Origin of the sequence: Bifidobacterium favimelis (genome assembly GCF_037963085.1) — a bacterium.
In the GTDB taxonomy this organism is placed as follows: Bacteria; Actinomycetota; Actinomycetes; order Actinomycetales; family Bifidobacteriaceae; genus Bombiscardovia; species Bombiscardovia favimelis.
Map to the genome: position 1 here is coordinate 85,670 of NZ_JBANDZ010000002.1, position 13,346 is coordinate 99,015.

The window sequence follows — 13,346 nt, forward strand, 5'->3', positions numbered from 1 at the left end:
CAGACAAGAAAAAGAGGTGTGAGCGTTCCATGCTCCCATTTGAGAAGAATTCCAGGATCGTCTTCTGCGGGGATTCCGTGACCGATGTGAACCGTGATTACAAGGCCATCCCGGCCGGGTGGGGCTCCTTCGGGGACGGCTATGTGAACCTGATCCATGCCCTGCTGACGGCGGTCTACCCGGACAGGGAACTCATGGTCATGAACGAGGGGGTCAGCGGCGACGACATCAAGCTCATGGAGGCCCGCTGGGACAGGGACGTGCTGGCCATGAACCCCGATTATGTTTCCGTCATGATCGGCATCAATGACGTGTGGCGTCATTTCGACGGGACCTTCCGGCAGGCAGACCTGGTCTCCCTTGACGAATTCGAACGTACCTACGATGACCTGATGGAGCGCACGGCCCCGCATGTCAGGGGCCTGATCGTCATGAGCCCCTTCATGATGGAACCCAACAGGCAGGACCCCATGAGGGCCATGGTCGACAGGTATGCCGCCGCAGCCAGGCGGGTAGCCGATCGGCACGGGGCCGTCTACGTCGATGTCCAGTCCGCCATGGACCATTTCCTGGAAAGGCAGAGCAGCTACATACTGAGCATGGACCGTTGCCATCCCGGCATCGAGGGTCACATGCTGGTTGCGAGGACCTGGCTGCAGTGCACAGGTTTCGAATGGGAAAGGACCACATTCGATGTTCAATGATGAAAAGACCGGCCGTCCGCTGCGCGAAGAAGTGAAGGGGGCGGGTGACCTCTCCAGGATCGATGCGACCATAGACGGGGGGAAGTTCAAGGCCGATTGGGCCTCGTTGAGCCGGATGGAGCCTCCGTCCTGGTTCGCCGACGCCAAATTCGGCATCTTCACCCATTGGGGGTTGTACAGCATCCCCGCCTACCGCAATGAGTGGTACTCCCGCAACATGTACATCCAGGGGTACCCGGAGTTCGAGCACCATGTGGAGACCTACGGGCCGCAGAAGGAGTTCGGATACAAGGACTTCATCCCCATGTTCAAGGCCGAGCGCTTCGACCCGGACGAGTGGCTGGACCTCTTCCGCAGGGCGGGCGCCCGTTACTACATGCCGGTGGCCGAGCACCATGACGGGTTCCAGATGTACCGCAGCGAACTCTCAACCTGGAACGCTTTCGACATGGGGCCGCACCGGGATCTGATCGGTGAACTGAGGCGTGCCACTTTGGAGCACGGCCTGCATTTCGCCCTCTCCAACCACAGGGCCGAGCACTGGTGGTTCATGGGGCACGGGCGTGAGTTCGACAGTGATGTGCGCGAACCCATGCACAGGGGAGACTTCTACTGGCCAGCCATGCCGGAACCGGACAACCAGGATATCTTCAGCAAGCCCTATCCCACCGACGAGTACCTTGAGGACTGGCTGCTCAGGGTGTGCGAGCTCATCGACGCATACCGCCCAGAACTCCTCTACTTCGACTGGTGGATCCAGCACGAGGCCTTCAAACCCTATATCAAGCGTCTCGCCGCCTATTACTATGACCGGGCCGACGAATGGGGAAGCCCGGCGGCGATCTGCTACAAGAACGACGGGATGGCCTGGGGGGCCGGCATAGTCGACGTGGAACGCGGCGGGTTCTCCCAGCCCAAGCCCTTCGTCTGGCAGACGGATACGGCCGTGGCCAGGAATTCCTGGTGCAACACCACCTCCCTGGATCACAAGAGCGTCCCTGAGATCCTGGCCGCCCTCCTGGATGCGGTGAGCAAGAACGGGAACCTCATGCTCAACGTCGGTCCCAGGGCCGATGGGACCATCGATCCCGAGGAACGCCGCATGTTGGAATCCATAGGGGCCTGGATGGATGTCAACGGCGAGGGCATATACGGCTCAAGGCCATGGCATGTGGCGCAGGAGGGGCCGACCACCACAGCGGACGGCGGGTTCTCGGACCAGGAGGCATCGGCATTCACTTCTCAGGACTTCCGGTACACCTCGGCCTCCGGGTCGGTCTATGCCTTCCAGCTGGTCCCCGACCCCAAGGGGCACGCCCTGCTCACGGCCTTCGCCCCCCAAGGCCATGAGGGGTCGGCCTTCCATGGTGTCATCAGCGGGGTGGAAGAGCTGGGTGTCGGGCCGGTGCCCTACCGGTGCACCGACCGGGGTCTGGAAGTCGACGGCCTGAAGGAAGGGGTCGGATCCACAGGCACCGGCCTGCCCCTGGGCATCAAAATCGAAGTGGAATAAGCAAGTGCCTTGCCGGCCAGGCCTGGATGCGGCCCGGCCGGCGGTTGAACGGGTGTTTGGAAGGCCCCGGAGGGGGAACGGAACAGGCATTCGGCAGGAAAAGCGAACACAAGGAGTGAAAGATGAAGTTTCTCAATGGCGAATGGCTGGTCCGTGATGGCTATGAAGTCAAATACGCGGCCAATATCTACAGCGCCGACATCGAGGACAAGAAGCTGACCCTCTACGCCCCCTTCCAGGTGATACGGAATCCCGGCATGACCCTGGACGGCGGCCTGCTCACCATAGAGGTGACCAGCCCCCGCCCCGACATCATCACCACGAGGATCATCAATTACCGTCAGGATCATAGCCACGATCCACGTTTCGCCCTCAACAGGACCGATCCCCAGGTCGAAATCAGGCAGGATGACGGTGGTTGGACCTTCACCAGCGGGAAGCTGGCCCTGAAAATCGCCAAGGGAGACTCCATCGACTTCGAATACGAATACGATGGCCGCCCCCTGACCAGGTCGGCATGGAGGGGGAAGGCCCTGGTCACAGATGACGGCGGCAGGCCCCACATCGTCGAATCACTCGACATGGGCGTGGGCGAGAAGATCTACGGCCTGGGGGAGCGGTTCACCAACTTCGTGAAGAACGGCCAGACCGTGACGATCTGGAACCAGGACGGCGGGACCGGCACGGCCCAGGCCTACAAGAACGTCCCCTTCTACATGAGCAACCGGGGGTACGGGGTCTTCGTGGACTCGACCGACAAGGTGGAGTTCGAAATCGGTTCCGACAGGGTCTCCAAGGTCCAGTTTTCCGTGCCCGGCCAGGAGCTGACCTACTCGGTGATCGGGGGGGAGGACCTCAAGGGGGTCCTCAACACCTACACCGACCTGACCGGCAAGCCCCCCCTGGTGCCGGACTGGAGCTTCGGCCTGTGGCTGTCGACCTCCTTCACCACCGAATACGACGAGAAGACGGTCAACGAGTTCGTTGACGGGATGGCCGAGAGGGACATACCCCTGTCCGTCTTCCACTTCGACTGCCGCTGGATGGACGACCTGGAGTGGTGCAATTTCGAATGGAAGCGTCCGGCCTTCCCCGATCCCGAGGGGATGCTGGCCCGCCTGCACAAGAAGGGCCTCAAGGTCTGCGCCTGGATCAATCCCTACATCGCGCAGAAATCCAAACTCTTCGAGGAGGGGGCCGAGAAGGGCTACTTCATCAAGCGGACCGACGGCCAGGTCTGGCAGTGGGACAAGTGGCAGGCCGGCATGGCCATCGTCGACTTCACCAACCCCGAGGCCACCGCCTGGTACCAGGGCAAGCTCAGGCACCTGCTCGACCAGGGCGTGGACTGCTTCAAGACCGACTTCGGCGAGCGCATCCCCACTGAGGGAGTGGTGTACCACGACGGTTCCGACCCGGTCAAGATGCACAACTACTACACCCTCCTGTACAACAAGGCCGTGTACGACCTCCTTGTCGAGGTCAAAGGCGCCGACCAGGCCATCCTCTTCGCCCGTTCCGCCACGGTGGGCGGGCAGTGCTATCCGGTCCATTGGGGAGGGGACTGCTCCTCCAACTACCCCTCGATGGCGGAGAGCCTGAGGGCCGGCCTGTCCTTCGGCATGAGCGGGTTCGGATACTGGAGCCATGACATCGCCGGCTTCGAAGACAAGCCCACTCCCGACCTTTACAAGCGCTGGACCCAGTTCGGCCTCCTCTCCTCCCACTCCCGCTACCACGGCTCGACCGAGTACAAGGTCCCCTGGCTCTATGGTGACGAGGCGGTCGAGGTGGCGAGGGAATTCACCAAGCTGAAGCAGCGTCTGGTCCCCTATCTGGTCAAGATGTCGCATGAGACCCATGAGACCGGCATCCCCATGATGAGGGCCATGGTCCTGGAGTTTCCCGGCGACCCGGCCTGCGAGGACATAGACACCCAGTACATGCTGGGCGACGACATCCTGGTGGCCCCTGTCTTCCGTGAGGACGGGGAGGCCCGCTTCTACGTGCCCGACGAGGGCAGTGGCCGGCCTTGGTCCAACATGCTGACCGGGAAGGCCTACGAGCCTGGCCGCTGGTATCAGGAGACCTACGACTACCACACCCTGCCGGTCCTGGTCAGGCCCGGCACCGATCCCCTCCACGTGTGACCCCACGTGGCACGGCCATGGAGGCCGGGCGCCGTCCGGTGCCCGGCCTCCTGGGCCCGGCATCCTGATGTCGGGGAGGACCCCGCCTGGACCGGCAGGTTGCGGGAGGGGCCCGTATTTTGGATGAAGATGCAAGCGGACAAGCCTCATCGGCAGAAAGAAGCGGATGGTTCATGACGACCGCCCTTGAATTCGTCAGACAGTTGGGCCTGGGTTGGAACCTGGGCAACACATTCGACGCCTTCCCCTTGCAGGGGGAGCACGACCGTGCCTTGAAGGCGGGGCGGATCTGGACGCCGGAGGACCAGGAGGGTCTCTGGCAGAACCGACCCTTCACCCCCCGGTGCGCCCGGCTGGTCAAGCAGGCCGGTTTCGACACCATCCGCATCCCCGTCACCTGGGTGGAATGGATCGACGGTGACGGCCATGTGGATTCCATCTGGATGAACGCCGTCCGCCGGGCCGTCGACTGGAGCCTGGAGGCCGGGCTCAAGGTCATCGTCAACGTCCATCACGACGGGGGCGAGGGGGACCTCCCCTGGATCCGCAAGGCCGACCAGGACCCGGACGGTGTCTGCCGCAGGTTCGCCGGCCTCTGGAGGGAGATTGCGGACACCTTCAAGGACTACGGCCAGGACCTGATCCTGGAGGGGGGCAACGAAATCGGTTTTGACGGGATCGACAGGGACCGGGCCTACATCCTCCTGGAGAGACTCAACCAGATCTTCGTCGACACGGTCAGAGCCAGCGGTTCGTCCAATGCCGACCGCTTCCTGCTGATCCCCGGGTACAACACAGACACGGCCATGACCTGTGACCCCCGCTACCGACTTCCGCATGACAGCCTTCCGGACCGCCTGATCGTTTCCATACACTATTACTCCCCGTCCGATTTCGTCCTGGCCACGCATGACACCACCTGGTGCAAGCCACGCCAGGTGTGGGGCGATGAGGCGGACGTGAAGGCGGTCGAAGCCGATTTCGCCACCCAGCGGCGTCGTTTCATCGATGCGGGCGTTCCGGTGATCATAGGTGAGTACGGCCTGTTGACCGAGGCCGTGGACGGCAAGGACCATGAAAGCAATCTCAAGTGGCTCTCGACCGTTCTCCGTTGCTGCCGGGAGAACGGGTCCTGCCCGGTCCTCTGGGACACCTCCACCAAGGAGATGTGCTTCCTCGACCGGGCGACCGGCCGCTTTTTCGATCCAGACATGGCCGCCCTCTTCGCCCAGGCCGGGGCGGAGTGCCGGCAAGAGGGGGATGAGGGATGACCCTGTTCAACTGCAAACCAGCCAGGCGGATCGCCTCCGGCTTCCACCCCGACCCCACCATCTGCCGGACCCCGTCGGGGACCTATCTTCTGGTCAACAGCTCCTTCGAGTACTTCCCCGGTCTGCCCGTCTTCGAAAGCCCGGACGGGGAGCACTGGACCCAGATCGGGGATGCCATGGACCGGCCCTCTCAGTTCATCTACGAGACCATGGGCAACAGCCAGGGCCTGTACGCGCCGACTCTGCGCTGGCATGACGGCCTTTACTATCTGATCGTCACCAATGTCAACGCGGGGACGATGATCCTGACCACCCCGGACCCCCATCAGGGCTGGTCCGATCCGGTCTGGGTCAAGGGGTGGCCAGGCATCGATCCCACCCTTCTCTTCGACGACGACGGCACCGTCTACATCTGTGGCAACGAGAGCGACCAGGTCGACGCGGACGGCCGCAGGGAGACCCCGGGCATATACCTGGCCCGGTTGGATGTGGCCACAGGCACCGTCCTTTCCGGTCGGGAGAGAATCTGCGGGGGGATCACGGGAGCCAACCCCGAAGGCCCCCATATGTACAAGAGGGACGGCCTTTACTACCTGATGTGGGCGGAGGGGGGCACCGAGGCCGGCCACATGGAGAACATGGCCCGGTCGGCCTGGCCCACAGGCCCCTATGAGATGTGTCCGGGCAACCCGCTGATCACCAACCGGAGCACCCATCTGACCCTTCAGGCCATCGGCCACTGCGACTGCGCCGGATTCGACGACGACCGCACCCTCATGGTCTTCCACGGGACTCGCAACAACGGGGATTACCCGGCACAGGGCTGGCTGGGGCGTGAGTCCTATGCGGTCTGGTTCGACTGGAAGGAGGGTTGGCCGACCCTGGCCGACCAGTCCTACGACACCCCCCTCCTTGGGGAGGGAAGGGCCCTGGAGGACCAGGTGGCCTGGATCACCCCCTCCATCGACAGGGCGGGCAGATTCACGGTGACCAGGTCCGCAGACCCGGCCCTGGCGACCATCCGGGTGGAGGCCGCCGGCCACGACTTCGGCCTGGACCAGGGCGCCCCCCTGATCGGGACCCGGCAGACCGACTTCCGCTGCACCTTCGAGGCCACCCTGCCCCACCCGGCCCAGCTGGAGGAAGGGAAGGCCGGCCTGGCCGTCTATGCAAACGCCGACCACTATATGGACCTGGGCCTGAGCCCGGCCGAGGGGGGCCGCGTACGGGTGGAGGCCCGGGTTCACAACGCCGGGCTTGTCAGCCTGGTGGGGGCAGCCGACCTGTCGGCCGGTGGCCCGGTACACCTGGGCCTGAGGGGCGATGAGTCGGGTTATGCCTTCCACGCCTCGGGGCCTGATGGGGACCACGACCTGGGCCGGGCCCCGGGCAAGGTCCTCAGTTTCACCAACGCAGGCGGCTTCACGGGGATCCTCCTTGGGGTCTATGCCCATGGGGCCGGCCTGGTCACCTTTGACCGGGTGGCCTATCGGGCCTGACCCCCCGCAGACATTCATTCGTACGACAAGAGGTGCCGGCCGCCGCAGGCCCCGCAGGGGGCCCGGCAGGCGGGCGGAAGGAGATGGAGCATGAAACCCGCATTCAGCAGCTTCCTTTTCGGAGGTGATTGGAACCCGGAGCAGTGGCCGGAGGACACCTGGGAGCATGACGTCGAGATGTTGGAGGACGCCCATATCAACGAGGCCACCATCAACGTCTTCTCCTGGGCCCTCCTCCAGCCGGGCGAGGACAGGTACGACTTCTCCGTCCTGGACCGGATCGTGGCCCTACTGGTCAGGCATCACTTCAACATCGTCATGGCGACGGGTACCGCCGCCCTGCCCGCATGGATGGTCCGGAACCACCCTGAGGTGATCCGGACCGACCAGGAGGGAAGGCGGCACGTCTTCGGGGGCCGTCACAACTTCTGCCCCACCTCGGACTACTTCCGCAGGGCTTCCGGTGCGCTCGCCGGACGCCTGGCCAGCCGCTACGCAGGAACTCCCGGCCTGGTGGCATGGCACGTGGGCAACGAATACGGCGGTGGCGGCGGCCTGTGTTACTGCCAGAGCTGCGCCGCAGCCTTCCGTACCTGGCTGCGCAGGAAGTACGGTACGGTGGACTCCCTCAACAGGGCCTGGTGTGCCAACTTCTGGAGCCATACCATCCATGACTGGGAGGATGTGGTCCCCCCGGTGGCTTACGGGGATGGGATAGGAGAGAACAAGTGCGTGCTCTCGGGCCTGCAGATGGACTACAGGCGCTTCCAGGAGCAGGCTCAGCTGTCCTGCTTCACCAACGAACGCGACGCCATCCGTCTCCATGACGGGATCACTCCGATCACCACCAACCTCATGGGGACCTTCAAGGACCTGGACTACTTCGAGTGGGCCAAGCAGATGGACCTGGTCAGCTGGGACAACTACCCGGGCATGGACACACCCGCCAGCTTCACCGCCATGTCGCACGACCTCATGCGTGGGGTGGGCGGCGGCCGCCCCTTCATGCTCATGGAGCAGACCCCCAACCAGCAGAACTGGTTCCCCTTCTGCAAGGTCAAGCGGCCAGGTGAGGTCCGCAAGCTCAGCTGGCAGGCCGTGGCCCATGGGGCGGACACGGTCCAGTTCTTCCAGATGAAACAGTCCTTGGGGGGCTGCGAGCGCTTCCATGGGGCCGTCATCGACCACAGCGGGAGCGAGGAATCACGGGTCTTCAGGGAAACCGCCGCCCTGGGGGCCGAGTTGGACCGGGTGGGTCCCCGCCTGATGGGCAGCAGGGTGGTGTCCAGGGTGGCCATCATGTTCGACTGGCAGAGCTACTGGTCCCTGGAAGGTTGCGTGGGTCCCACCGCGGGCTTCTCCTACCCCCAGGAGGTCCATCGCTTCTACCGCCCCCTCTTCCGGCGCAACGTGGCCGTGGACTTCATACCCAGCACGGCTTCCGCCGAGACCCTCAAGGCTTACGACCTGGTGCTGGCACCGGCCCTGATCTCAGTCCTTCCCGGTGTGGCGGAACGTCTGGAATCCTACGTGGCCGATGGGGGGACCTTCATCACCGGCTACATGGCGGGCATCCACGACGAAAACGACCTTGTCGTCCCGGGAGGGTACCCGGGGGCCCTGAGAAAACTGACAGGGGTCTGGGTGGAAGAGATCGACGCCCTGGCTCCAGACGAGACCATACCGGTGGAAGGGCTGACAGGCGGATCCGGTCAGGGGCTGTCCGGCAGGGATGACGGGTCCCGGCCGGCCGGACAGATCGTGGCCAGCCTGATCCGCTGCGAGGGGGCCGAGAGTCTGGCTTCATACGGGGGAGAGGGTTTCTATGCGGGCAGCACGGCCCTGACCGTCAACCGGTTCGGGCGGGGGAGGGCATACTTCGTCGGCACCCCCCTGGACGAGTCCGGCATGGAGGCCTTCATGGACCCCATCCTGGACGATCTGGACGTGGAGACCTTCGACACCCCACAGGACGTAAGCCTGTCCATCCGCCAGGCGGACGACGGCACCAGATACGCCTTCGTGATCAATTCGGCACCCTCCACCCGGTCCGTCGACCTCCCCATCCTGAAGGGGGGAGAGGACCTCCTGACCGGGGGGACCATGAACGGCCCGCTGTCCATGGAACCCTATGGTGTGGCCGTGGTCCGGCTGGCCTGACCGGGCCAGTCGGGGACAAGCGTCAGCAGGGCCTGTGTGATGGCTGGCATCAAGGAGGTGGCCGCCCGTGCCGGCGTGTCCATCAGCACCGTCTCTTATGTGATGAGCGGGAAGCGGTCGGTCAGCGCCCGGACCAGAACCAGGGTCATGCAGGCCGCCCGCGACCTGGGCTACATCCCCAGATCGGGCGGTCGGCAGGCCCGGACCGGTGTCATCGCCCTGAGCTCACCCATGGATGAAGGGACCGCCTACGGAGACTGGTCCCCCTTCTTCTTCGGAGTTGCCAGGCGCTCCCACCTGCGTGGGTACGACCTCATGGTCCTCATGGGCCAGGGGACCGCCGAGGAGCTGGTGGGGCTGTCGGACTCAGGCCAGGTCGATGGGGTCCTCCTGATGGATGTGACCGTGGATGACCCCCGTATTCGTGCGGCCGTCGGCTCCCGTGTCCCAATGGTCTCGATCGGCTGCCCGGATCGTCTGGACGGAATCTACGCAGTGGACCTGGACTTTGAGCAGATGGGACGTCTGGCTATCCGGCACTTGGCCGGGGCAGGCCACACCCATGTCCTCTTCCTCGGGGCGAACCCTGCCGCCTACGAGGAGGGGGTCAATTTCCTGGTGCGTACCAGGGCTTCGGTGCGCTCATCGGCCGCCCTGGCCCGTATGGCGGTAACCGAGGAATACCTCTCCGGCGAGGGGGCCGGTCCCATGGGCCGTCTGGTAGGCCGCGCCTTGGCCGCCGACCCTGGGATTTCCGCTGTCCTCGGCCAGGTTGGCCCCATGGATATGTTCAATCTGGAACGCGCCCTGGCTGCGGCTGGCCGACCGGTCGGGGCTGGGATGTCGGTCATCCAGCTGGGTTCTTTCGGGAAGGGGGCCGTGCTGGACCCGCCCTTGGATGAAATTCCCCTGCGGCCCTATGCGGCCTGTGCCCGGGCCGTCGACATCCTTGTCGAAATGGCGGAGGGAAAGAGGTCCAGGCCCGGCAGGGGGACCAAGGAGCTCATCCCCGTCACCTACCTGGATAGGGGATCCGTCAGACGACCCCATCGGGCGGGTGTCTGTCGAAATCCATCGAAATGATTCTTCCGGCAGAATCCACCCCCGCTAGGCTGGGCGATACGTTCAAGCAGGGTGACGGTGCCAGGTCATAAGGCGTGCCGGGTCCGCCCGCATCCTTCGGGACTCCCACACGGCAGTGGGACTGGCCCCGACGGGCGCCGTTGCCGCGAGAGCGCTTCAGGGCCCTCACGGGTTGCGGGCCCGGGACGAAAGCGAGGTAGATATGCACGCACAGAAGGCAAGGAAGCTGGCGGTGTGGATCAGGCCGGTGGCCGTTCTTTCCGCCTTGTCCATGTCACTTACCCTGGGGGCCTGCGGATCGGGCGGTGGCCGGAAGGCCGAGGAGGCCGATGACGGTTCACCGATGACGGTAGAGGTATTCGACCAGCTGGCCAACTACCAGGGCAGGCAGAAGGGCTGGTTCGCCAAGCTGGTCAAGGACAAGTTCAACATCACTCTCAACATCGTGGCTCCGAACGTAGCTGGCGGGGGCAACACCCTCTTCGACACCCGTTCGGCCGCCGGGAATCTAGGTGATCTGGTGGTAATCGGATCCAACGACGGTCAGGCCCGGAAGGTTGTCAAGGCCGGCCTGGTTGCAGATTTGACCCCATACATGAAGGGGGCCACGCACCTCAAGGCCTATCAGGGGGCCATCGACCAGCTCAAGGGTGACGTGGGCCGCAAGGATGGGATCTGGGGGATTCCCATCTCCGTGTCTGACCTTTCACCGACAGAGCCCAGCGAGGGGGTGGAGCCCACTTTCGGACCCTTCGTCCGCTGGGACTATTACAAGGAGGTCGGATACCCCCGTGTCTCCACTCTCGAGGATCTCCTGCCCGTTCTGAAGAAGATGCAGGACAGGGCGCGTCAGGATACCGGCCGCAGCGACGTATACGCGCTCAGCCTCTTCAAGGACTGGGACGACCAGGCCATGCAGAACGGCTTCCAGTTGCCCGCTTTCTACGGATATGCCGAGGGGACGGGATATGTGATGAGTAATGCCGACGGTTCTGACGCCCAGTCCCTCATCTCGCCGGACGGGGTGTACGTCAGGGCCCTGAAATTCTTCAACAAGGCCCAGAGGATGGGCCTGGTCGATCCGGACTCCACCACACAGAACTACGACACCATGTTCTCCAAGTATCAGCAGGGCAAGATCCTCTTCTCCTTCTGGCCCTGGTTGGGGCAGGCGGCCTACAACACCGAGACCCACAGGAAGGAGGGGAAGGGCTTCATGATGCTGTCCATAGACGACATGAAGATCGCCTCCAAGGGGGCTCAACCCAACGGGACATCCACCTTCATCGGGGTGGGGGGCAAGGCGAAGAACAAGGCCCGTCTTGTCAGGTTCATAGACTGGCTCTACTCGCCTGAAGGGATTCAGGCTTCAGGCTCGCAGACCAACGGGGCGGCCGGTCTCAAGGGGCTGACATGGAAGGTTGAAGGGGGCAGACCCGTTCTGACCGATTTCGGCGTCAAGGCCCTCGCAGGCGAGAAGGTGAATGTTCCTGGGGAGTACGGAGGCGGTGGCTATTCTGACGGAGCCTCCCAGCTCAACGTCAACACGGTCCTCAACAAGGGGACCGACCCCTCCACCAAGGTCCCCTACAACTATCAGATGTGGGATTCCGAGCTGGACAAGCGGACCACGGCCTTGGACCGGGACTGGCAGGCGCATATGGGCGGCGCCCGGACCACGATGGAGTACCTGGCAAAGTCCGGCAAGCTGGCAGTGATTCCGGGGGCCAGTTACTCCACCCCCAAGGAGTCCTCCGTCATTTCCACAACCCGTGGGCAGGTCAAGACCGCCGTGGTCAACGCTTGCTGGCAGGCCGTCTTCGCCAAGGATGACGATGGATTCGACTCGGTATGGTCCACCATGGTCAAGAACGTGGAAGGACTGGGTTTCCAGAAGGTCTATCAGGTGGATATGGATAATACCAAGAGCCTCTTCAAGGCGCGCAAGGCCATTGAAAAGCAGTACGCAGACCGAAAGTGAGCGCCTCGTAAGTGGCCTTGGCAAGAGGGGACGACGACGGTGGCTTCGGAGCAGGGGCGGGCATCCATATGGGTATCAGCCCCTGCCAGGAGGCCGCTTTTCATGGGCGGCTCCGGCAGTCCGCCCCGGCGGCGGGGTGGAACTCAGGCGGCCTGTTCTTCCTTCCCGCCGAAGGTCCGCTTGATCCAGGCGGCGGCCAGGCGGGGCCAGACCTGCACGCAGGGTTCGATTCCGTTGGTCCCCTGCCAGGCGGTCTCCTCGTTGCCCAGGCCCAGGCCGTGGCCGCCGGTGGGGAAGAGGTGGGCCTCCACGCCGACCCCGGCCTGCTTGCATGCCTGGACCAGCATCAGGGTGTTTTCCGGGGGTACCAGGCCGTCTTCCATCGTGTGCCAGACGAAGACGGGCGGGGTCTTGGAATCGATGTGCTTTTCGATGGAGACCTCCTCGAGGGCGGCCGGGTCGTCCTTCCTGTCACCCAGGAGATGGTCGATGCTGCCACGGTGGGAGAGCGGTCCGGAGGTGATGACCGGGTAGCCCAGCATGAGGCCGTTGGGACGGACCGCATCGGGGTCGTAACCGTGGGCCTTGATGTCCCCGTCCCCGGCCGTTGTGGCCAGGTTGGCCGCCAGGTGGCCGCCGGCCGAGAAGCCCATGATGCTGATGGCCTTGGGATCCACGTGCCACTGGTCCGCGTGCTCCCGTATCCGCTTCATGGCCTCGGCTGCCTCGATCAGGGCGGTCGGGTAGATGGAGGGCCAGCAGGAGTATCGCAGGATGAAGGCCTGGCAGCCGGCCGCCAGGAATTGGACGGCTATGGGCTCTGCCTCCCTGTCCGATGTCATCTCATAGCCGCCGCCGGGGATGATGAGGACGGCCGGGCGGACCCTGTCCGGCAGGACCTCCTCACTGTTGTCCAGGCTGTAGCCGACGAACTTGGCGTGGCTGCCGTCGATTCCCTCTATCTCCTGCTCGAAATACTGCATTT

Annotated in this window: 9 protein-coding genes; 8 read left to right on the top strand and 1 reads right to left on the bottom strand. The window is 64.0% G+C overall.

The features are described from left to right. Window positions 1-29 precede the first annotated feature (29 nt). The 8 genes from V6584_RS06740 (at window position 30) to V6584_RS06775 (ending at window position 12,361) form a co-directional block, all read left to right on the top strand. Window positions 30-704 (top strand): SGNH/GDSL hydrolase family protein, encoded by a 675-nt coding sequence (locus V6584_RS06740; RefSeq protein WP_340469925.1) that lies wholly within the window; start codon window positions 30-32, stop codon window positions 702-704. After that, complete coding sequence (locus tag V6584_RS06745) at window positions 694-2,217, top strand: alpha-L-fucosidase (RefSeq protein WP_340469924.1); 1,524 nt, start codon at window positions 694-696, stop codon at window positions 2,215-2,217. The genes V6584_RS06740 and V6584_RS06745 overlap by 11 nt, the downstream gene beginning before the upstream one ends. Window positions 2,218-2,339: 122 nt before the next feature. Beyond that, window positions 2,340-4,367, top strand: a complete 2,028-nt coding sequence (gene yicI / locus V6584_RS06750) for an alpha-xylosidase (RefSeq protein ID WP_340469923.1) — start codon at window positions 2,340-2,342, stop codon at window positions 4,365-4,367. Window positions 4,368-4,540: 173 nt separating this feature from the next. Further along, the gene (locus V6584_RS06755; RefSeq protein WP_340469921.1) at window positions 4,541-5,638 is read left to right on the top strand and encodes a glycoside hydrolase family 5 protein; all 1,098 of its coding nucleotides are present in this window, start codon (window positions 4,541-4,543) and stop codon (window positions 5,636-5,638) included. After that, the gene (locus V6584_RS06760) at window positions 5,635-7,137 is read left to right on the top strand and encodes a glycoside hydrolase family 43 protein (protein WP_340469920.1); all 1,503 of its coding nucleotides are present in this window, start codon (window positions 5,635-5,637) and stop codon (window positions 7,135-7,137) included. Before V6584_RS06755 ends, V6584_RS06760 begins: the two co-directional genes overlap by 4 nt. 90 nt (window positions 7,138-7,227) lie before the next feature. Then, window positions 7,228-9,297 (top strand): beta-galactosidase, encoded by a 2,070-nt coding sequence (locus V6584_RS06765; protein WP_340469919.1) that lies wholly within the window; start codon window positions 7,228-7,230, stop codon window positions 9,295-9,297. Window positions 9,298-9,336: 39 nt separating this feature from the next. Continuing rightward, the gene (locus tag V6584_RS06770) at window positions 9,337-10,380 is read left to right on the top strand and encodes a LacI family DNA-binding transcriptional regulator (RefSeq protein WP_340469917.1); all 1,044 of its coding nucleotides are present in this window, start codon (window positions 9,337-9,339) and stop codon (window positions 10,378-10,380) included. 271 nt (window positions 10,381-10,651) lie between these two features. Further along, complete coding sequence (locus tag V6584_RS06775) at window positions 10,652-12,361, top strand: extracellular solute-binding protein (protein ID WP_404802641.1); 1,710 nt, start codon at window positions 10,652-10,654, stop codon at window positions 12,359-12,361. A gap of 143 nt (window positions 12,362-12,504) precedes the next feature. On the opposite strand, the gene V6584_RS06780 is transcribed toward V6584_RS06775, so the two are convergent. Further along, entirely contained in the window at window positions 12,505-13,344 is an 840-nt protein-coding gene (locus tag V6584_RS06780; protein WP_340469915.1) for an alpha/beta hydrolase, read from the bottom strand. Window positions 13,345-13,346: the final 2 nt, after the last annotated feature.